The sequence below is a fragment of the Synechococcus sp. W65.1 genome (assembly GCF_047461615.1).
Classification (GTDB): Bacteria; Cyanobacteriota; Cyanobacteriia; order Thermostichales; family Thermostichaceae; genus Thermostichus.
Map to the genome: position 1 here is coordinate 94,789 of NZ_JANSHI010000008.1, position 19,173 is coordinate 113,961.

The window sequence follows — 19,173 nt, forward strand, 5'->3', positions numbered from 1 at the left end:
TCAGGAGGCAGTCGCTTGCTCACCGGTAGCACGGGCGTAGTCGTCGCTGAAGCGGACAATGTCGTCTTCGCCCAGGTACTGGCCGTTTTGCACCTCGATGATCACCAACGGGATGACACCGGGGTTTTCCAGGCGGTGCTTGGTGCAGGGGGGCACGTAGGTAGACTGGTTGGTGGTGATCAGCCGCTCTTCGTTGCCGCAGGTTACTTTGGCGGTGCCGGCAACGACGATCCAGTGTTCGCTGCGGTGGTAGTGCATCTGCAAGCTAAGACGACGCTTGGGCAGCACCACAATCCGCTTGATTTTGTAGCCAGGGCCCTCGTCCAGCACCGTAAAGCTGCCCCAGGGGCGAGTTTCCGTATTGCTCTCGAGGAGCTTGTGAAAAACTTCAGCCGAGAAGGTGGCTGGCAGTTTTTCCTCTGAGGGCAGGGGGGAATTAGGGGTTTCTAGCATAGGCTGCTCTCCTGGGCGCCCTGCCTTCAGCTTATCCTACGGAGCTGGAAAGTAGCCCAACTCCCCTCAAGTCTTGTGGGATCATGGAGAAGTCTCCTCATCTTGCTCCTCCATGCGTTCCTACCCGGTTCACATCCACGACCGCCAGAAAGACGCCCACTATCTCATCCAGGTGCCCGCCGACCAATATATCCTGGAGGCTGCCGAAGCCCAAGGGATCCAGCTTCCCTTTGCCTGTCGCAACGGTGCCTGCACCACCTGTGCGGTGCGGATCCGGCGGGGATCCCTCTACCAGCCGGAGGCAATGGGGATCTCGCGGGAGCTGAAGGAGCAGGGCTACGGGCTGCTGTGCGTGGGCTATGCCCGCTCCGAGCTGTGGGTGGAAACCCAAGACGAAGACGAGGTCTACGAGCTGCAGTTTGGCCGCTACTTTGGCCAGGGGCGGGTACGAGCGGGGATCCCCATCGACGATGAGTAATTTCTCTGCCTCAGTTGCCTCTAAAGACCTGTTGCCGGATCCCCGGCCTTCGCAACCTCAGGGCTGGCTGTTGGGGTCGGCGGCCCTGATCCCAGTCAACCTGGCCCCTAGTCTGTTGCTGGCGGTGGTGGGGACGGTGCAGAGCTATGGCCGCTACTGGGAGCAGATCCGGCGGGATCCCTTGTTGGGCTTGGCGGGCCTGCTGAGCGCGGCGGCAGTGGCAACGGCGCTGCTGGGGGAAGACTGGCGGCTGAGCTTGCCGGGGATGTTTAACTACTGGCCCTTTCTGCTGATGCTGCCGGCCTTTGGGGCAGCGCTGGCCGATCCTGAAAGTCGCCGGCGCCTGGCGCAGGTGTTGGTGCTGGGCAGTGGGCTGATGCTGCTGTTGGGCTGGGGAGAGGTCCTGTGGGGGTGGCAGGGCCATCTCTTCTTGGGGCCGCTCTGGATTACGGGAGTGGCTGGCGGGGAGCGACCGGCAGCGGCCTTTACCTCCCCCAACCTCCTGGCCATTTACCTAGTGATCCACCTGTGCTTGGCGGCAGGGCTGTGGGGGGTAACTCGATCCCGCCTCACCCGAGCAGGGCTAGTGGCGATGCTGGGGCTGGGATCTCTGCTGTTGCTGCTGACAGCCTCCCGCAGCGGCTGGGGGGCAGGGGGATTGGCTCTACTCATTGGGTTGGTGCTGCGGCGCTGTTGGTGGGGGATCGCCCTCTTGGCCGGCCTGGGGCTAGCCAGCTTGGCGGCGGCTTTGGATTGGCCCGGCTGGCGGGCAGTTGTGCCTTCGTTGATTTGGAGCCGTCTGGCGGACACCTGGGATCCCCAGGCCCCCCACTTTAGCTCAACCGCCAACCGCCTCGATGCCTGGCGCTTTGCCCTGCAGATGGTGCGGGAGCGGCCCCTGACCGGCTGGGGCTGGCAGAGCTTTCCCGAGCTCTACAATGCCCAGGACCCGCCCGAGCTGCTAGGCCACTGCCACAACTTGTACTTGCACTTGGCGGCGGAAGGCGGGATCCCTCTGCTGCTGGGCTATCTGGCCTTGTGGGGCTGGATCTTGGCGCGGGGCTGGCGAGCCTGGCGCTGCTCCCAGGAGGGGCTCCTTCTGGGCATGGTGCTGGCCCTAACAGCGTTTTTTGCTGCCGGGATAGTGGACGTGGTGATCTTGGATGGCCGCCTTCACCTGTTGATGACCTTGCTTTTGGGGGCCGTTTGGGGAGCCAGCCTCAATCCGCTCCACAGCGAGCAAAATGGAGTTCCAGCGGCTCCCTTCCCAAGCCAGGTGTCCCAGCCAATGCCACAATAGAGTTCCGTCCTTGCGTTTTCTGGGATTACTCTGTTTATTCTGTCTCGGTTGCCGGATTTTCTTGCGTATCGATTGGATTGTCTCACCCACGATTGACTCACGTCCCCCCTCATCCAATCTCCCCTTTTCCTCGGAGAGAGGGGATGGGAGGTGAGAGCATGCCTCTCCAGAAGGGGAGTAAAAAGCTGTTGCTAACCCATTTCCGAAAAAGTTCAGTGGTATCTGGAGTGCCCCACCTTCTTCCATGGAGCAGCCAATCCCCTTGCTGGCCCCTGATCCCATCAAGCCAGGGGATCTCCTATCCCTGGAGATCACCGACCTAACTCCCGAAGGAGATGGCATTGCCCACACGCTTGGCTACGGGCGGGGACGGGTGGTGTTTGTAGCCCAAGGCGTGCCCGGGGATCGGGTGGTGGCCCAGGTTCTCGAGATCAAGCGCAACTACCTGGTCGGGCGAATTCGTTCGCTCGTTACTCCCTCGCCGCACCGAGTGCGTCCAGCCTGCATTGTTGCCGACAAGTGCGGTGGCTGCCAGTGGCAGCACGTCAGCTACGAGCAGCAGTTGGCCACCAAGCAGCAAATTCTCCGCAACGCGCTAGAGCGGATTGGCGGCCTTTCCCTGCCGGAGCCCGTCCCCATTTTGGGATCCCCGCAGCCGCTGCGCTACCGCAACAAGGTCACCTACCCCATTGCCAAAGCAGAGGGCCAGCCGCTGCGCATGGGCTACTACCGACGGGGCAGCCACCGCTTGGTAAACCTCAACCAGTGCCCTGTCCAGGACGAGCGACTGGACGTGTTCCTGAGGGAAATCAAGCGGGATCTGCAAGAAACCGGCTGGAGTGTGTACGACGAAAGCCGCCACCAAGGCCAGTTGCGCCATCTGGGCCTGCGCATTGGCCGCCGCACCCGCGAGGTGCTTCTCACTCTAGTGAGTTGCAGCCGCGACCTACCTCACCTGGAAAGGTGGGCCAAACGCTGGATGCAGCGCTACCCCGACTTGGTGGGGGTCTGCCTCAACCTCAACCCAGCCCGCACCAACGTCATCTTTGGCCAGCAAACGGAGGTCATTGCTGGACGGGGATCCCTGCGGGAAGAACTGGCCGGTCTTTCCTTTTGGATTGATAGCACCTCCTTCTTCCAGGTCAACACAGAGCAGGCGGAGGCCTTTTTTACCTGGATAGTGGATCAGCTCCATCTGCGCGGCGAGGAGACCGTTCTAGATGCCTACTGTGGCATCGGCACCCTAACCCTGCTCTTGGCCCAGCGGGCCAAACGGGCGATGGGGGTGGAAGTTCTGCCCGCGGCGGTGGCCCAGGCCCGCTACAATGCCCAGTTCAACGGCATCACTTCGGCCCAGTTTTTCCAGGGCGCAGTAGAAGCGGTTTTGCCGACTCTGCCTCCTGCCGATGTTGTGGTGTTGGATCCGCCGCGGCGGGGCTGCGAGCGGCAGGTGCTTGAGATCCTAAAGCAGCAACGGCCCCGGCAGATCGTTTACATTAGCTGTCATCCTGCCACCTTGGCGCGCGACCTGCAAATCCTCATGGCCGAGGGATCCTACCGCCTAACCCAATGGCGAGCTGCTGACTTCTTTCCCCAAACAGGCCATGTAGAGGGAGTGGTCTTTTTGGAACGGGTCTGAGGAACCTTGCCCAGCTTGCCGCGGAGCTGCCCTCTGGGTAGGCGCACTAGCCGGAGGCGACAAATGCTAACGTCAAAGTAAAGTTTCGCAACGGACTTTTTCCCTCCCACTCTCAATGCTTAGAGCTGGAATTGTCGGCCTGCCCAATGTGGGCAAATCGACTCTATTCAACGCTCTCTGCGAAAATGCCAAAGCGGAGGCGGCCAACTTTCCTTTCTGTACCATCGAGCCCAACATCGGACGGGTGGCCGTGCCAGACGAGCGCCTGGAGGTGCTGGCTAAGATCAGTGGCTCGGCGGCCATTGTTCCCGCCCAAATCGAGTTTGTCGATATTGCCGGGCTGGTGGCTGGTGCCAGCAAGGGGGAGGGCTTGGGCAACCAATTTCTCTCCCACATCCGCCAGGTGGACGCCATCGTGCATGTGGTGCGCTGCTTTAAAGACGAGAACATTGTCCACGTGGCTGGCTCGGTGGATCCCGTGCGAGACATAGGGGTGATTAACCTAGAGCTGGCTCTAGCGGATCTGGCCCAGATTGAGCGACGCTTGGAACGGGTGCGCAAGCAGGCCAAGTCTGACAAAACGGCTCAAGTAGAGCTGCAGGCCCTGGAGAAGCTGCAGGCTGCTCTGGACGAGGGCAAGCCGGCTCGCCTGGTGCCCCTTAGCGCAGAGGAGGAGGTCGCCATCAAAGGCTTGGGGCTGCTCACCCGCAAGAAGGTCATCTACGCCGCCAACGTGGCAGAAACGGAGCTAGCCACTGGCAACGACTGGGTAGAGCAGGTGCGGCAAGTGGCCCAGGCAGAGGAGGCGCGTGTGGTGGTGGTCTCGGCCCAGGTGGAGGCGGAATTGGTGGAGTTGCCGCCTGAAGAGCGACAGGCTTATCTAGAGTCGCTGGGGGTGAAAGAAGGGGGGCTGAAATCCTTGATCCGCGCCACCTACGAGCTGTTGGGCCTGCGCACCTACTTTACCTCTGGTCCCAAAGAAACCCGCGCCTGGACAATCCCTGCCGGTGCCACTGCTCCCCAGGCGGCGGGGGTCATTCACTCGGATTTTGAGCGGGGCTTTATCCGGGCGGAAACGATAGCGTATGAGGATCTAGTGGCAGCGGGATCCCTGAGTGCTGCTCGGGAGAAGGGTCTGGTGCGCAGCGAGGGCAGAGACTACGTGGTTCAGGAAGGAGATGTAATGCTCTTCCGCTTCCATGTCTAGGGGCCCTTTCCTGAGAAAGCCGTTGACGCTGTAACGAAACATCACAATAATTGGACTAGATAAACAAGTGCTTTAAGGGACGCATTGATGGACCTGCTGCAATACGGGCCAATGGCCTGGGTTTACCTGGCAATTTTTGCTTCCATCATCTGGTGCATCTGGGGTCGTTCGGAAGACGACATTATGTTCTAGCTCAAGCGGGAGGGATTCCTCTGCTGAAGCTACCCTTTGGCTGGCAGCGGATCCCTCCTTGTCAACCTCAGGTGATGTCCCCCCTCAATCCCCCTACTAGGACGGATACACCCAGATGCCGTGCCACTCCAAGCAGTCTGCGTCCCAACAGAGCAAGGGAATTCAGCTAGGCTCGCACTTCCTCCCTCTTGGGCAGCCGCTCTGACAGCGAAGTAGCTTACAAGAGTTATGGGCGTTACTAGCTTGATCTCCCGGCGTCCCCTGCCTGGAGCGGAACGGACAGAGGAGGGGTACCGTCTTTCTTGGCGGGGAGTGGCGGTGATGGGGGTACTCAATGTAACCCCCGATAGCTTCAGCGACGGCGGCCAGTGGGGATCCGTGGAGGCAGCCGTGCAAGCGGCCAAGGCCATGGCAGCAGCGGGAGCTCTGATTGTGGATATCGGCGGCGAGTCTACCCGGCCGGGGGCGGAGCCGGTGCCGGTAGAGGTGGAGTGCGACCGGGTTTTGCCTGTAATTCGGGCTCTAGAAGGATCCGGAATTCTCCTCAGCGTCGATACACGGCGAACAGAGGTGGCTGCTGCTGCTCTGGCAGCGGGGGCACACATCATCAACGATGTCACCGGGCTGCGGGATCCACAGATGATGCAGGTGTGTGCCGAGAAGGGGGTGCCAGCGGTCATCATGCACATGCGGGGAGAGCCGCGCACCATGCAGCAGCTCACCGACTACGACGACCTTGAGGGAGAAGTTTTTGGTTTTCTCAAGGACCAAGCGGAGCGGGCTCTGGCAGCCGGTGTGCCCAGTGTCATTTTGGATCCTGGCCTGGGCTTTGCCAAAACCGCCGAGCAGAACATTGCCCTCCTCAGAGCCCTGCCGCGGCTAGTGGCCTATGGCTACCCCGTTTTGGTGGGAGCCTCGCGCAAAAGTTTTGTCGGCCAGCTTTCCGGCATTGCTGTGCCCAAAGAGCGGGATAGCGCCAGCGTAGCCGTGCACCTCTTTGCCGCCAGCCGGGGCGCTACCCTGGTGCGGGCGCACAACGTCCCTGCTCATGTCTCCGCTCTAGCGGCTTGGGAAGGGCTGCACCGTGAGCCAAACTAGGCTGGTGCTGCGGGGTCTTAGCTTCCATGCCCACCACGGCTATCGTCCTGAGGAGGCCCTGTTGGGGGCGCGCTTTGTGGTGGATGTGGAGCTGCAGCTTGCCTTGGTTCCCCAAGAGGATGACTTGGCCCACACCGTGGACTACGCCCAGGTGTACGAGGCAGTGCGGGAAGAGGTGACCCAGCAGCGCTACCGGTTGATTGAGACGTTGGCAGACCGGATTGCCGAGCGGCTGTGGCAGAGCTATCCCCAGGTGGAAGCCCTGACGGTGCGGGTGCACAAGCCGCAAGCCCCCCTGGCAGGGCTGTTTGACGATGTGTACGTGGAGATCGTCCGCCGTCGCTCCACCCCTCCATGAAGCCTGACCTGGCCTACATAGCTCTGGGGAGCAACCTCGGGGATCCGCTGCAGCAGTTGCGCACGGCCATGCAGAAGTTGCCGCGTCTGGGAGAGGTGGTGGCCCGCTCCAGCCTCTACCGCAGCCCTGCCCAAGGAGGGCCGCCGGGCCAGCCCGACTACCTCAACGCCGTGGTGGCCCTGGATCCCTTTCCGCCTTACCAATCCCCCCTGGAGTTGCTCAGGGCGCTGCTGGCCATCGAGCAGGAAGCAGGGCGGGTGCGGCGCATACGCTGGGAGGCCAGAACGCTGGACTTGGATCTGCTGACCATGGGCAATTGGGTTCTTAACAGCCCCGCCCTGACCCTGCCCCACCCTCGCATGATGGAGCGCCCCTTCGTCCTGGCCCCCCTGTGCGAAATCAATCCCCACTGGCGCCACCCGGAAACCGGCATAGCCGCAGCCGAGGCGCTGGCTGCCCTGGATAGCTCCTGGCTCGAGCGCACCGACCTAGGCTGGGACTAAAGCTCTACAGTGCAGCCGCCATTTTGGCTGCCAGATCCACCAGCCGCGAGGCGTAGCCGTATTCGTTGTCGTACCAGGAGAGCACCTTCACTGTGCGATCCCCTAGCGTCATCGTCGACTCCAGATCCACAATTGAAGAGTGGGGATCGCCGATGATATCTGCCGAGACAATGTGCGGCGGGGCAATGGCCAGGATCCCGCGCATCGGCCCCTCAGCAGCCTCGACAAAAGCTCGGTTAACCGCCTCTTTGGTGATGGGCCGCTCAGTGCGCACCACAAAGTCCACGATCGAGCCGGTTAGGGTGGGCACCCGCAGTGCCAGGCCGTCCATCTTCCCTTTCAGGGCAGGCAAGACCTCGGCAACTGCCGTAGCTGCCCCTGTTGTGGAAGGCACAATCGACACCGCCGCCGAGCGGCCCCGGCGATAGTCCTTGGGATCCGGGCGATCCACAATGGCCTGGGTGGCAGTGTAGGCATGGCACGTGGTGAGAAAGCCCGTCTCGATGCCAAAGTGATCCAGCAAGACCTTGGCCAGCGGCGCCAGACAGTTGGTGGTACAGGAGGCGTTGGAGACGATGTGATGCCGCTCGGGGTCGTACTGGTCGTCGTTGACCCCTATCACCACTGTTAGGTCGGCACCCTTGGCAGGAGCAGAGATGATCACCTTTTTGGCGCCAGCTTCCAGGTGTTTGGCTGCTCCCTCCCGCTTGGTAAACAGGCCAGTGGACTCTATTACCAGTTCGACGCCCAGATCTTTCCAGGGCAGTTGCGCCGGATCCCGTTCTGCCAGAACTCGGATCTTGTGGCTGCCGACGTGCAGGTGGCCATCGGCAACGCTCACCGTCTGGGGCAGGCGGCCGTAGGCAGAGTCAAATTGGAGTAGGTAAGCCAGATTTTCCGGCTCGGTTAGATCGTTAACCGCTACCACCTCCAGCCCCCGCTCTGGCTGGGAGAGCAGCGCTCGCAAAAACGAGCGGCCAATGCGACCAAATCCATTGATGGCTACCCGTGTGGTCATAGCAATCCTCCAGTAGCAGTCTAGGACGACGGGTTGGGGGCTGTAGCGCAGGAGACGCCAGTCCCCTAGAGATAGAGTGACACTCCCAGCCGCTGGAAGGGGAGGCTTAGTATAGGCTTAGTATGGCCGGCTTCTTGCAAGGCTCTAAGGCAGGGTTGCAGCAGGAGGCTGACCCGGGAATCTAGGGTCGGACTTCCCTGGCCGGGCGACTAGTTCTTCCCCCCCAGACCCTTTGAGACGCAAGTTGATAACCGCGTTGCTTTTGGGTACGTTAGGTGCAAGCGCTCCCGAAACTGGGAACACAAGTCCCGAGTCCCATCTCTATGTGAAGGAAGGAAAGCGGGAGAAGTTATTTCCCAGCCAAAGAGCGGCAACTTTTCCAGAGAGGTTGGCAGCGGCCTTAAGCCTTTATAAGACTTTTAAGACAACGAAAACAACGGCGAGGGGATCCCACCCATGGAAGCACGCAAACCTCTGAAGAAACTGGAAAATCAGATGGAGCGGGCTGTTCTGGAGATGGTGAACGAGCTGCTGCTCATGGAAAGCCAGCAGCGCTACTGCTTGTGCGAAAGATTCTGTCACGATGCCGCTGCGCTGGCCCTCAACAACCTCCAGCCCCGCTACACTACTAGTTTTGAAGGCTCTATATACACCCTAGAGGCTATCCAGGCGGATCAGGAGTTGCAGAGGCAAATTCGCCTGGAAGTGACCAAGGCCATGGAGCGGGTGGCGGCCAATCCTCTCTGTCCAGAACCTGACTGTCCCCTGCAGCTGCGCAACGCCAAGACGGTAGAGTTAGAGCTAGCCCACAGCAATCCTGAACAAGAAAGCTGAAGGGATGGACTCCATCGTCTCCTCTGCGCCAGTGGCCTTTCTAGGCCCTGCCGGAACCTATACGGAGCTAGCCGCCCTGCTGGCCTGTCCCGAGCAGCCCCACCTCCACAGCCAGGGATCCCACCCCTTGGTGCCCTACCCCACCATTAGCGCCTGCTTGGAAGCGGTGGCTGCCGGCGAGCAGGCCTGGGCAGTGGTGCCGGTAGAAAACTCCGTCGAGGGCGGCGTCTCGATGACCCTAGATGCCCTCTGGCAACTGGAAGGGCTAAGCATTCGCCAGGCGCTCATTCTGCCAATTCGCCATGCCCTCATCAGCTGTGCCTCCCGGCTAGAGCAGATTGAGCAGGTCTACTCCCACCCGCAAGCTTTGGCCCAATGTCAGGCTTGGTTGCGATCCCACCTGCCGCAGGCCACCTTGATCCCAACCCGCTCCACCACCGAAGAACTGGAGCGGCTGCCAAGCCAGCCCAAAGCTGCTGTCATCGCCTCAGAGCGGGCTGCAGAGCTTTACCAACTGCCGGTCTTGGCCTGCCCAATCAACGACCACCCGGACAATTCCACCCGCTTTTGGGTGGTGGGCCGCTGCGGATCTTCACCGGGGGGATCCCACACTTCCCTGGCCTTTAGCCTGCCCCACAATGTGCCAGGAGCGCTGCTGAAGCCGCTGCAAGTTTTTGCCGAGCGGGGCCTGAACATGTCGCGCATTGAGTCCCGCCCCACCAAGAAATCGGCGGGAACCTACGTCTTCTTTGTCGATCTGGAAAACCCGGTCGGCCAACCCTATCTGCCTGATGAGGTCATTGCGGCCTTGGAGGCCATTGCCGAGATCCTCAAACTTTTTGGCAGCTACCCTGTCCATGACCTCAGCAAGCAGAACTACAGGGATCTGCTTGGCCAAGGCAATCCGGTTTATTCGTAGCTTTGCCAGGCCTGCCAAAAAACGTAGAGAGAAACCAGGGCCAGAAAGCTGCGCAACAGTAGCCTGACCACTGCCTCGGGCAATCTGGGCAAGAGGCGGGTGCTGACCTGAACGCCGGCTAATCCCCCCATCCCCAAGATGAGGCCGGGAATCCAGAGCACGTTCTGGCGGAGGGTGCCCTCCCCAAAACCCAGGGCGTTCGCCATCCAATCGCCCAGGCCAGCATGGCCGAAGGTGGCAGCAGCGGCTGTAATCCCAATCACTCCCAAGCTGGTTTGGATGGCCACCTTGAGGGCTTCCCCCAACAGCAGGATCTGCAGCGGTACCAGGATAATGCCACCGCCAATGCCGAAAAGCCCCGCCAACAAGCCGGCAGCGCCCCCGGTCAGGATGCGGGCCAGCCAGGGAGGCATCGGGATCCTAATAGCAGAGCGGTTGCCGAGTTTCCCTGCATCGGGGGACTTCGCCCTGCCGGCCGCAGCACCTGGCCTCCCCAACCCTTGGGCGTGGGCGACCGCGGTTTTGCCCAGCTCCACCAGGTAAATGTTCGCTAGCAACAGCACCCCAAAGGCCGCTAGTAACAGATAGCCGGGCAGGTGACTGGCAAGGATTGCCCCCCCTTGGGCTGTGAACAGAGCCGGGATCCCCAGCAGAATTACCCGCTTGGGATCCAGCATTCCCCTGCGCCAGTTTTGGAAGCTGCCTGCGAGGGAGGTGAGGAGCATGGAAAAGTTGCTCGTGGCAACCGCCTGCAGCGGCGGGATCCCCAAGCTGACCTGCAAGGGCACCAGGATCGTGCCGCCGCCGATACCCAAAAGGCCGGCCAAGATCCCTGTTGCCACGCCGCCCATTGCCAAAGCTAGATTTTTTCCTACCAAGGCTTTGGCTCTCCTCCCCTAGGGAGCTACGGCAAGAAACTGCAGCGAGGCTTGGCTTCGCGCCAGGCACAGCCGTCCAGAGCAATCCGCTCCACCTCCGAGGCCAGCTTTAGGGCCTTTAGGGCCTGCTCCCCGCCCACCGAAGGCTGGCTGCCGCCCCGCACACAGTTGATGAAATGCTCTAGCTCGGCATGCAGCTTATCAATAGGTTCGATATAAACCTTCTCGATAAGGCCCTCCCGCGGGTAGGGCGCCTGGCCGTAGTCGTGGCTACTGCCGCCTCCCTGGCGGTAAATCGAGATCTCGTTGTGGAGAAAATCGGCTTCCACGAGGGCATTTTTGCAGTGGACGGCGATGGTGCGCACCTTGCGGTGGGTAACCTTGCTGGCAGTGAGGGTGGCGATGGCGCCGTTGGCAAAGGTGAGGGTGGCTGTGACGTAGTCGAGGTAGCCTAAGTTGGAGGCGCGGTTGCCGCTAGCAGTAATCTGGGTTACAGGGGAAGGGATCAGCTCCAGCAACAGGTCGATGTCGTGGATCATCAGGTCAAACACCACCGACACGTCGCTGGCCCGGTCGGAATAGGGGCTGAGTCGGTGGGCCTCAAAAGCCAGCGGCTCTTCGCGCTGCAAAACTTGCCCCAGCCTTTGAAAGACGGGGCTGAAGCGCTCGATGTGTCCTACCTGCAGAATGCAATTGCAGTCGGCGGCGCGGTTGACCAGGGATTCTGCCTCGGCAATACTGGCGGCAATGGGCTTTTCAATGAGCACGTGTACCCCCGCCTCCAGGCAGGCCATACCCACCTCGTGGTGAAGAACGGTGGGAACGGCGATGGCCACGGCGGCCACGTGGGGCAGCAGCTCCCGGTAGTCTTCGTAGAAGTGGACTCGATAGCGGCTGGCTACATCCAGGCCCCGCTCCACGTTGATGTCGGCCACGCCCACCACTTGCACGTCCTTCATCAGGCTAAAGACGCGAGCATGGTGCTGGCCCATGTTGCCGACCCCGATGACGCCGACAGGAACCGGCTGGCCAGGGTAACGGCGGGGAGAGTTGGCAGGACGCGGGCAGGATCGAGCCATAGGTTACCACTACCTCCACCACAAGCGCTTAACAAACCACACCCCGCCTTCCGGCAAGGAAGCCCAGCTTCTCCTAGACAAACTGCCCAAAGCTTACCATGCCCCCCTCAAATCCAGTTCAAGCCAGGAACAGGCGGCAGGCGTAGGGGTGCTCGCTCGCAGGCCTGGGGGCTAAAGCAGAAGAGCGGTGTCGGGGTGGGGCGGAACCACATGCGCGCATAAAACTGGTCTGGCCTGAGGGGAAGGCCAAACCAAACAGGGAAGAAGAAGAGAAAAGACGCCAAAACCAAGCTCACCGCCATCCAGCTCACCCGCCGCCAGAAGCGACGGTAGTGCCGCCAGCCCAGCAGCACCAGCCAGGCCAGGGCCAGGGTGCTGAATGCCAGAGCACTCATGTAGTGGTAGATGAAGACGCAGCGGCTGACGAGGAACCAGGGCAGGTAGTTGGCCGCGTAGCCGATTAAGATAAAGGCTTCCAGGCCGTGGAAGCGGCGGATCCCGCGCCAGACCAGCACCAGGATCGAGCCTGTCCCCAGCCACCACAGCCAGGGATTGCCCAGGCCATGGACTGCTCGCCACAGGTTGCCCTGACTGCTGAAGTAGTAGCCCACCGGGCGGCCCATAATTGGCCAAGACCAGGCCCCCGCCGAGGCCAAGGGGGTGGTCAGCCAAGGTCGTAGCGCTGGGAACCAGGCCACCAGGGAGCGCAAGCTGGTGGAGCAATAGGGGTGAACGGGGGTGTTCTCATCGACCACAAGATCAGCATGCAGGTGCCCGCTGTAAACCGCCTGATTGATGAGCACTAGAGAGCGAAAGTAGTTCTGGATCCCAGTCCAGCTCCAATCCAGCGTCAGCCCCTGCTGCGGGTTGAGCTGCAGGTGTGGGATCCACTGAAGGGCATAAAAGGCCAGCGGCGCAAGGGCAAAGCAAAAGGCATAGTGCCACCAGCGCAGGCGGCGGATCTGGCTCAAGATCCCCAGCCTTGGGAGCCACTGCGGGCGCAGCCAGACCACCCCCCAGACCAGGATCCCCAGGAGGGCAAACATGAAAGCAAACCAGAGGCCATTCCACTTCACAGAAGCCGCCGCCCCCAGGAGGATGCCGGAGCCGGTGAGGTGAAGAGTCCGCTGCCAACCGCGGCGTTCCAGCCCGCTTAGGAGCAAAATCAAGGCCGCCAGGCCAAAGGCAACCAAGTACACGTTAATCAGGCCAAAGCGGGACTCCACCAGAAACACCCCGTCCGTGAGCAGCAGAGCCCCACTTAGGAGCGCAAAGCCCACGTGGTAGGTGAGGCGATAGGCCAAGCCAGCCAGCAAAAGCGGAATCAAGGACCCGCACAAGGCGGTAGCTAGGCGAAAGCCCCACTCGTTGCGGCCAAAGAGTTGGATGCTGAGAGCGATGAAGTACTTCCCCAGGGGCGGATGTACGTCGTAGAAGGGCTTCCCGTCGAGGTAATTTTGGGCAAACTGAGGGAAATACACCTCGTCGAACACCGGCGCCGGCAACTCGGCCAGTCGCCATAGGCGCAGCCCCAGGCTCATCAGAAAGATCCCAAGCGCTCCCCCCAGCAGCCAGCGGCGCTCTCCTGCGGACCCAATTGCAGCCAGAGCGGCAGTTGCTGCCTCTGGAGGCAAGTTGCCAGTGGCTACCCCTTCAGGGTCAGAGGCAGCAAGGAGGGGCTTATCCCCTTCCGGCCTTGCGGGTTGGTGGGGTGAAGCCATGGGCAGGAGACGTCAGCAGGGATCCTCAGTGCTACTTTAACCTGCCGCCGTTGCTATGCCAGTCCCTACTTAAAGCCCTTAGGAGGTGGGAATGACCAGCTCCACGGCTGTATCCAGGCGCGAAGGTGGCACTGGGGCCTCGCCTGGGGCCAGCTCTAGGTAAGAGGCCAGCGGGTGGTTCTTTTTCCAGCGGGATCCGATTTCGGCGGCCATTTGCGTGACCTGGATTTGGTAGAGCTGGGCCAGGTCGTCGGCGTTGAGGTTGCCCCGTTCCACCTGGTTGCGGCTGGCCTCCGCCAGAACCTCCGCCACGAGGTTGCCCTGCTCGTCAAATCTCCACAGCTCCAGGCGGCTGCGGGAGCGCAGGCTTACCTCAGTGGGCGAAGTCGGGCGGGTGAGGACATCGACGCGGGCGATGACAATGGCCTCCAGGCCTAGGTAGTCGAAAAACCGGCTCACCGCTTCTGGCTTGCGGCGATCCCACTCAAACAGCTCGTAGATGGGCCAGCCCACCTGGCGCAGGATCGGCTGCAGGCGGCGGTTGTCCAGGGGCACCACCTTCTCGGTGTTGGGGATCAGACCCAGGCGCACCACCTCTATGGCCAGGCGCTGGCTCAAAAGCCGGGTATGGTCCAGCCCTCCCACCCCCAAAATGCCAAGGCGACGCCGCGGCTGGGGCCGGAGGGGCACCTGCAAAACCACCTCCACAGGGGTGGTCAGGCCTGCCTGCAGCAGGATCTCCTGCTCTGCCTTTTCGTAATCGGGGTGCCACACCGTCAGCAGCCGGCGCCCAGCCGGAGCTTGGTTGAGCTCGAAGGCGCCCTGCTCGTCCGTTTGGATGGGCTGAGCGAGGTTCTCCAAGCCCTCTAAGTGCACCTGCGCCCCGGCCACCGGCTGCCCCAGGCTGTTGCTCACCTGCCCCACCAGACGCGCCTGGGATTCCGCCTGATCCCGGTGGGGAAACAACGCCGTCAGAGGGAGAGGGGGGGTGGCCAGAGCCTGGGCCGAGACTTCCGCAGCCAGGGCTAGCCAACTGCCAAGCGCCAGGCCGCCCCGGCCAATCCTGCGCTGCAGCGAGAAAAGGAAAACGAGAACAGCCATGACGACGTCCGCCAATTGCAGGGGGTTCTCCACAGGCAAGCTCCTCACTGAAGGAGGCGGCGCGGCAGCCCCCAGATTTAGCCGTGGGGTAGTTTACCCAGCAAAGGGGTTATTGGCCTGCCATTGCTGGATAAAGAGGGGCACCATGTTGCGCACCTGCAGCCGAAACAGGCCCGCCGCCGCATCTTCAAACAGCGGCTCCCCGCCCACGTCATCCCGCCCATAGGCCTCGTAGTAGCGAGCCCGATCCCCTGGCCGATCCTTCTGCAAGTCCACCACCACCACCACACCACGGCTGCGCAGCTGGTTAGGGGTAAAGTTGGGGATCTCCACCGGGATTGCCGGCGCCAGCAAGCGCAGGGCCATATTCAGCAGCGGGCTGCCCTGTCGGTTGTAATCCCGCGAGATTTGCAGGTGGGTTAGGAGAATGTAGCGCAAGCCGAGGGCGTCGCCGATGGCCTTCAGCTTGGCCAAGTCGGCGGTGTAGCGCTCATCCCGATCCAACAAGGTTAGGCCCTGGACAAGTGGCAGGAGCGGCTCAAAGCGGGGATCTGGCCCTAGCGGTCCCTTTAGGAGGATCACGGGCCGCTGTGGCTGCAGCTCCTGAAGGGCAACGCTGAGGTGCCGGGCCAGCTCATCCGAGTAAACCGGCTCATCCGGCAACAGGCCAATGCCCTCCGGCTGGTGGGCCGGCTGCCCTGGCGGCAGGCGAATGTTTTGGGTGGACACAAAACCAGCCCGCACCTCCACCTGGGTGCTAGTGGGGGGAAACCCTGGCACCTCCACATCCACCAGGTACAGCCCCGCCGGCAGCTCTGGCAAGACATAGGTGCCGTCGGCGGCAATGGGAACTGTCTGTTGGGGTTGGGTGGCGGTGGCAGCAAGGCGGACAACCCCAGTCTGGACAGGCTGGCCGGCAATATCCAGCACCCGTCCCGTCACCACACCGCGCTGGCCTGCAGAGGGAAGCTCCTCCTGGCGGGCCTCCGTCTTGCTCTTGCCCACTTGCGCTTCTAGACGGCGCAGAGCTGGGATCCCTGCCGCCACCACCCACAGATCCCCATCGCCCAGCATCGCCAAGCCTGTCGGCTGTCCCTCCAGCCGTAGGGAGGTAACCAGTCGCCCCGCCTCTAGATCCACAATTTGCAGGCGGTCGCTGCTGCGGGCACTCACGTAGGCCCAGCGCCCATCGGGGGAAAGGGCCAGCCGCGTCGGCCGCCAATCTAGGCCAACTCGCTGCAGGAGCTTGCCGCTGCGGCTTAGATCCAGCACGGTCAGCTCTTGGCTACCCGAGTTGAGCACCACCAGGCGTTGCCGCTGGGCATCCAGAGCCATCGCCTCTGGAGTATGACCGCCGCGCCAGCGGGCCAGCAGCTCGCCATTGTCGGGGTTGACCACCAGCACACTGAGGGGATCCCCGCCACCCAGGCCCACAAATAGCACTCCCTGCCGGGCGTCATAGGCCAAAGCCAAAGGGGGGCCGGGCAGCGGCAAGTGGCGAGCCTGAGGCTGCTCCGCTTCCCCCCAATGGATCACCGCCAAGCTTTGGGCGGCGGGCAGGGAGGCAAAAACCCGTCCCCTGGCAGGATCCACAGCCATATCCAAGACTCCTGCCGGCAGTTCATAAGTCCGGAGCAGCTCCCCAGTTGGCAGATCGAGGGCCACCACCCCAGGAGCCTCGAGGCCAGAGGCATAGACCACCTGCCGTGGCGCATCCACCCGCACCACGCTGGGGGCAAAACCCACCGCCACTTGCCACAGGGGATCCCCGCTCGACCCATCCAGCAGCATTACCGCCTGGGCTTCCAGCAGCCCCACCGCCAGCCAGCCCCGCTCCGGCACGCCGTCAATGCGATCCGCCGAGCTGGGGAGTGGTAATAACTTCTCCGCCCTCAGGGGGCTGGCAGCGTCTTGAGAGGCCACCGGCATCTCCTGGGCCCAAACCGTGGATCCCAGACCTAGCAGGCCGCTCACCACAATCAGCCACTGCCAGCGCATTTGATCCCCAGCCCTGCTCTGCTCCTCTGCCCAACCAGCATAGCCAACCCACTGAGAAAGCCCAAACGATTTTTGACAGCTTGTCCCGGTGACCTTAGAATGGATATTCGCTGGTTTTGGCAGGATAGCCATGAAGGTGCGGCCCTCCGTCCGACGAATCTGCGAAAAGTGCCGAGTCATTCGCCGCCGTGGCCGGGTGATGGTCATTTGTCCTGCCAACCCAAAGCACAAACAGCGGCAAGGGTAAAAGCAGGGGACGGAGGAGTGAGGCAGCGCTGGAAACAAGGGGCAGTTGGTGCAGCCTAAGCCATGCCTTTGGCAAAGCACTTCCCGACTGCAATAACTCAACTTTAGGAAGCCAGTTTACTTGAGTTTGTTGGAAAGGTACCCCTAACCATGGCACGAATTGCGGGCGTTGACATCCCCCGAGACAAGCGAATTGAGATTGCCCTCACTTACATCTACGGCATTGGGCTAACCCGCTCCCGCCAAATTCTGGCCAAAACGGGCATCAACCCCGATACCCGCACCCGCGACCTCACCGACGCGGAGATAGCCGCCCTAAGGGCTGTGGTGGAAAACGAGTACCAAGTGGAGGGGGATCTGCGCCGTCAGGAGGCGATGAACATCAAGCGCCTCATTGACATCGGCACCTACCGAGGTCGGCGTCACCGCCTGCGGTTGCCCGTGCGTGGCCAGCGCACCCGCACCAACGCCCGCACCCGCAAAGGAGTTAGGAAAACGGTAGCTGGCAAGAAGAAACCGCCAGCCAAGAAGTAAGTCCTGTTCCCCCCAATCTCCGTACACCTTACTTTAAGTCAACAAGGACGCAGAGGTCATGGCTCAGCAGCAACGGCGCGGACGCAAGGTCAAGAAAAATATCCCCAACGGCGTGGCCTACATCCAGTCCACCTTTAACAACACCATCGTCACCATTACCGATCCCAACGGCAACGTCGTGTGTTGGGCTTCGGCAGGTTCTACCGGATTCAAAGGTGCCAAGAAGGGTACTCCCTTTGCCGCCCAGGTGGCAGCAGAGAGCGCAGCGCGGCAAGCCATGGAGAACGGCATGCGGCAGATTGAGGTCATGGTCAGCGGTCCCGGAGCCGGTCGAGAGACAGCCATTCGAGCTCTCCAGGCGGCAGGCCTAGAAATCACCCTCATTCGTGACATCACTCCCATTCCCCACAACGGCTGCCGGCCCCCTAAGCGGCGGCGCGTCTAGGATCCCGACTTTTAGGGAAGCCAAGAGCTTGTTTTTAGAATCCTAGCCCCCTAGCACCAGAGGGGGACTACCTTCTCCAACGCATAGCTAGCCAGACAGACAGGGCTACGCCATGATGCCAACCAGCCGAACCCTCCACCATTCAACCAGCAAAGCAGCAGCCAGTGCTGCTCCCTATCAGACTGAGTGCCTCGAATCCCATCAGGAAGCCAATGGGGCTTACTATGGCAAATTTGCCCTGGGGCCGCTGGAGCGCGGTCAGGGGATCACGGTAGGCAACGCCTTGCGCCGGGTGCTGCTTTCCAACCTCGAAGGCACGGCAGTGACGGCCGTGCGCATTGCCGGGGTAAGCCACGAGTTTTCCACCGTGCCCGGGGTGCGGGAAGACGTGATGGAGATCCTGCTCAACATGAAGGAGCTGGTTCTGCGCTCCAGCTCTCCTGAGCCGCAGGTGGGCCGCCTAGTAGCGCAGGGGCCGGGGGAAGTGACCGCTGAAAAGCTGCAGCTGCCCAGCGGCGTAGAGGTGATCAACCCCCGTCACCACATTGCCACGCTGGCGGAGGGAGCCATCCTGGAGATGGAGTTCATGATTGGCCGTGGACGGGGCTATCGCGCCGTCGATTACGCCGACAGCAAATCCATGGCCATTGACTTTCTCCAAATTGACTCCGTCTTCATGCCGGTGCGCAAGGTCAACTACACCGTCGAGCCAGCCCGGGTGGGGCAGTCTTTGGAAAAAGATCGCCTAGTTCTGGAGATCTGGACCAACGGCAGCCTTACTCCCCAGGAAGCGCTTAGCCAAGCAGCTCGCATTTTGGTAGGTCTGTTCTCGCCGCTGCAGGAGGTTAGCTTTGACACCCCAGCAGCCCCCCAGCCAGCGGAGGACACCCAGAAAAACCAAATCCCCATCGAGGAGCTGCAGCTCTCGGTGCGGGCCTACAACTGCCTCAAGCGAGCCCAGATCCACACCCTGGCGGATCTGCTGCTCCATACCGAGGAAGATTTGCTGGAGATCAAAAACTTTGGCCAGAAATCCGCCGAAGAGGTGGTGCAAGCTTTGAAAAACCGCTTTGGCCTGACGCTGCCCCGCGAAAGGAGCAGGACCTAGCCTGCCCAGGGTGGGGCTCAAAACCCCAAGCTGCCTGAAACTCGAGGACAAAAAGCAGAGGCTA

The 19,173-nt window shown here is 61.7% G+C and carries 20 protein-coding genes; 13 read left to right on the forward strand and 7 right to left on the reverse strand.

What is annotated here, in order from left to right:
- Positions 1–453: a phosphomannose isomerase type II C-terminal cupin domain gene (locus NW806_RS06250; RefSeq protein ID WP_414410425.1), complete on the reverse strand. Its 453-nt coding sequence runs from the start codon at positions 451–453 to the stop codon at positions 1–3.
- 112 nt (positions 454–565) lie between these two features.
- On the opposite strand from NW806_RS06250, the gene NW806_RS06255 reads away from it, so the two are divergent.
- The 7 genes from NW806_RS06255 to folK all read left to right on the forward strand — a co-directional run bounded on the left by NW806_RS06255 (position 566) and on the right by folK (position 7,228).
- The gene (locus NW806_RS06255; protein ID WP_414395836.1) at positions 566–931 is read left to right on the forward strand and encodes a 2Fe-2S iron-sulfur cluster-binding protein; all 366 of its coding nucleotides are present in this window, start codon (positions 566–568) and stop codon (positions 929–931) included.
- Complete coding sequence (locus NW806_RS06260) at positions 924–2,231, forward strand: O-antigen ligase family protein (protein ID WP_414410426.1); 1,308 nt, start codon at positions 924–926, stop codon at positions 2,229–2,231. The genes NW806_RS06255 and NW806_RS06260 overlap by 8 nt, the downstream gene beginning before the upstream one ends.
- A 244-nt stretch (positions 2,232–2,475) precedes the next feature.
- Entirely contained in the window at positions 2,476–3,870 is a 1,395-nt protein-coding gene (gene rlmD, locus NW806_RS06265) for a 23S rRNA (uracil(1939)-C(5))-methyltransferase RlmD (protein WP_414405836.1), read from the forward strand.
- Positions 3,871–3,985: 115 nt separating this feature from the next.
- The gene (gene ychF, locus NW806_RS06270; protein ID WP_414410427.1) at positions 3,986–5,077 is read left to right on the forward strand and encodes a redox-regulated ATPase YchF; all 1,092 of its coding nucleotides are present in this window, start codon (positions 3,986–3,988) and stop codon (positions 5,075–5,077) included.
- Positions 5,078–5,497: 420 nt separating this feature from the next.
- Positions 5,498–6,367 (forward strand): dihydropteroate synthase, encoded by an 870-nt coding sequence (folP, locus tag NW806_RS06275; RefSeq protein ID WP_414410428.1) that lies wholly within the window; start codon positions 5,498–5,500, stop codon positions 6,365–6,367.
- The gene (gene folB / locus NW806_RS06280; RefSeq protein ID WP_414410429.1) at positions 6,354–6,725 is read left to right on the forward strand and encodes a dihydroneopterin aldolase; all 372 of its coding nucleotides are present in this window, start codon (positions 6,354–6,356) and stop codon (positions 6,723–6,725) included. The genes folP and folB overlap by 14 nt, the downstream gene beginning before the upstream one ends.
- A complete protein-coding gene (gene folK / locus NW806_RS06285) occupies positions 6,722–7,228 on the forward strand; it encodes a 2-amino-4-hydroxy-6-hydroxymethyldihydropteridine diphosphokinase (RefSeq protein WP_414410430.1) in 507 nt (168 codons plus the stop codon). The genes folB and folK overlap by 4 nt, the downstream gene beginning before the upstream one ends.
- 4 nt (positions 7,229–7,232) lie before the next feature.
- On the opposite strand, the gene gap is transcribed toward folK, so the two are convergent.
- Positions 7,233–8,246: a type I glyceraldehyde-3-phosphate dehydrogenase gene (gap, locus tag NW806_RS06290; protein WP_414410431.1), complete on the reverse strand. Its 1,014-nt coding sequence runs from the start codon at positions 8,244–8,246 to the stop codon at positions 7,233–7,235.
- A gap of 456 nt (positions 8,247–8,702) precedes the next feature.
- On the opposite strand from gap, the gene NW806_RS06295 reads away from it, so the two are divergent.
- The gene (locus NW806_RS06295) at positions 8,703–9,080 is read left to right on the forward strand and encodes a late competence development ComFB family protein (protein ID WP_414410432.1); all 378 of its coding nucleotides are present in this window, start codon (positions 8,703–8,705) and stop codon (positions 9,078–9,080) included.
- 4 nt (positions 9,081–9,084) lie between these two features.
- On the forward strand, positions 9,085–9,999 hold the full coding sequence (gene pheA / locus NW806_RS06300; RefSeq protein WP_414410433.1) for a prephenate dehydratase: 915 nt from the start codon (positions 9,085–9,087) through the stop codon (positions 9,997–9,999).
- Here pheA and NW806_RS06305 read toward each other — a convergent pair.
- From NW806_RS06305 to NW806_RS06325, 5 genes are all read right to left on the reverse strand, one after another.
- Positions 9,990–10,850, reverse strand: a complete 861-nt coding sequence (locus NW806_RS06305; protein WP_414410445.1) for a sulfite exporter TauE/SafE family protein — start codon at positions 10,848–10,850, stop codon at positions 9,990–9,992. The genes pheA and NW806_RS06305 overlap by 10 nt on opposite strands.
- A 53-nt stretch (positions 10,851–10,903) precedes the next feature.
- On the reverse strand, positions 10,904–11,956 hold the full coding sequence (locus NW806_RS06310; protein WP_414410434.1) for a Gfo/Idh/MocA family oxidoreductase: 1,053 nt from the start codon (positions 11,954–11,956) through the stop codon (positions 10,904–10,906).
- Between the two features lie 107 nt (positions 11,957–12,063).
- Complete coding sequence (locus NW806_RS06315) at positions 12,064–13,677, reverse strand: phospholipid carrier-dependent glycosyltransferase (protein ID WP_414410435.1); 1,614 nt, start codon at positions 13,675–13,677, stop codon at positions 12,064–12,066.
- Positions 13,678–13,755: 78 nt separating this feature from the next.
- A complete protein-coding gene (locus tag NW806_RS06320) occupies positions 13,756–14,811 on the reverse strand; it encodes a carboxypeptidase-like regulatory domain-containing protein (RefSeq protein WP_414410436.1) in 1,056 nt (351 codons plus the stop codon).
- 60 nt (positions 14,812–14,871) lie between these two features.
- Entirely contained in the window at positions 14,872–16,776 is a 1,905-nt protein-coding gene (locus NW806_RS06325) for a carboxypeptidase regulatory-like domain-containing protein (RefSeq protein ID WP_414410437.1), read from the reverse strand.
- Positions 16,777–16,906: 130 nt separating this feature from the next.
- Between NW806_RS06325 and rpmJ the strand changes: the two genes are divergently transcribed.
- The 4 genes from rpmJ to NW806_RS06345 all read left to right on the forward strand — a co-directional run bounded on the left by rpmJ (position 16,907) and on the right by NW806_RS06345 (position 19,109).
- A complete protein-coding gene (gene rpmJ, locus NW806_RS06330; RefSeq protein WP_414395865.1) occupies positions 16,907–17,023 on the forward strand; it encodes a 50S ribosomal protein L36 in 117 nt (38 codons plus the stop codon).
- A gap of 149 nt (positions 17,024–17,172) precedes the next feature.
- Positions 17,173–17,556: a 30S ribosomal protein S13 gene (gene rpsM / locus NW806_RS06335; RefSeq protein WP_414395867.1), complete on the forward strand. Its 384-nt coding sequence runs from the start codon at positions 17,173–17,175 to the stop codon at positions 17,554–17,556.
- Between the two features lie 58 nt (positions 17,557–17,614).
- Entirely contained in the window at positions 17,615–18,001 is a 387-nt protein-coding gene (gene rpsK / locus NW806_RS06340) for a 30S ribosomal protein S11 (protein WP_414395869.1), read from the forward strand.
- Positions 18,002–18,116: 115 nt separating this feature from the next.
- Positions 18,117–19,109 (forward strand): DNA-directed RNA polymerase subunit alpha, encoded by a 993-nt coding sequence (locus tag NW806_RS06345; protein WP_414410446.1) that lies wholly within the window; start codon positions 18,117–18,119, stop codon positions 19,107–19,109.
- Positions 19,110–19,173 lie beyond the last annotated feature (64 nt).

Bases quoted from the DNA above. Each gene is read 5' to 3' on its own strand.
- NW806_RS06345 (WP_414410446.1), top strand. From the start codon at position 18,117: ATGCCAACCAGCCGAACCCTCCACCATTCAACCAGCAAAGCAGCAGCC.
- pheA (WP_414410433.1), top strand. From the start codon at position 9,085: ATGGACTCCATCGTCTCCTCTGCGCCAGTGGCCTTTCTAGGCCCTGCC.
- NW806_RS06260 (WP_414410426.1), top strand. From the start codon at position 924: ATGAGTAATTTCTCTGCCTCAGTTGCCTCTAAAGACCTGTTGCCGGAT.
- NW806_RS06305 (WP_414410445.1), bottom strand. From the start codon at position 10,850: ATGGGCGGCGTGGCAACAGGGATCTTGGCCGGCCTTTTGGGTATCGGC.
- NW806_RS06310 (WP_414410434.1), bottom strand. From the start codon at position 11,956: ATGGCTCGATCCTGCCCGCGTCCTGCCAACTCTCCCCGCCGTTACCCT.
- gap (WP_414410431.1), bottom strand. From the start codon at position 8,246: ATGACCACACGGGTAGCCATCAATGGATTTGGTCGCATTGGCCGCTCG.
- rpsM (WP_414395867.1), top strand. From the start codon at position 17,173: ATGGCACGAATTGCGGGCGTTGACATCCCCCGAGACAAGCGAATTGAG.
- rpsK (WP_414395869.1), top strand. From the start codon at position 17,615: ATGGCTCAGCAGCAACGGCGCGGACGCAAGGTCAAGAAAAATATCCCC.
- ychF (WP_414410427.1), top strand. From the start codon at position 3,986: ATGCTTAGAGCTGGAATTGTCGGCCTGCCCAATGTGGGCAAATCGACT.
- folK (WP_414410430.1), top strand. From the start codon at position 6,722: ATGAAGCCTGACCTGGCCTACATAGCTCTGGGGAGCAACCTCGGGGAT.
- NW806_RS06315 (WP_414410435.1), bottom strand. From the start codon at position 13,677: ATGGCTTCACCCCACCAACCCGCAAGGCCGGAAGGGGATAAGCCCCTC.
- NW806_RS06295 (WP_414410432.1), top strand. From the start codon at position 8,703: ATGGAAGCACGCAAACCTCTGAAGAAACTGGAAAATCAGATGGAGCGG.
- NW806_RS06250 (WP_414410425.1), bottom strand. From the start codon at position 453: ATGCTAGAAACCCCTAATTCCCCCCTGCCCTCAGAGGAAAAACTGCCA.
- NW806_RS06255 (WP_414395836.1), top strand. From the start codon at position 566: ATGCGTTCCTACCCGGTTCACATCCACGACCGCCAGAAAGACGCCCAC.
- rpmJ (WP_414395865.1), top strand. From the start codon at position 16,907: ATGAAGGTGCGGCCCTCCGTCCGACGAATCTGCGAAAAGTGCCGAGTC.
- NW806_RS06325 (WP_414410437.1), bottom strand. From the start codon at position 16,776: ATGCGCTGGCAGTGGCTGATTGTGGTGAGCGGCCTGCTAGGTCTGGGA.
- rlmD (WP_414405836.1), top strand. From the start codon at position 2,476: ATGGAGCAGCCAATCCCCTTGCTGGCCCCTGATCCCATCAAGCCAGGG.
- folP (WP_414410428.1), top strand. From the start codon at position 5,498: ATGGGCGTTACTAGCTTGATCTCCCGGCGTCCCCTGCCTGGAGCGGAA.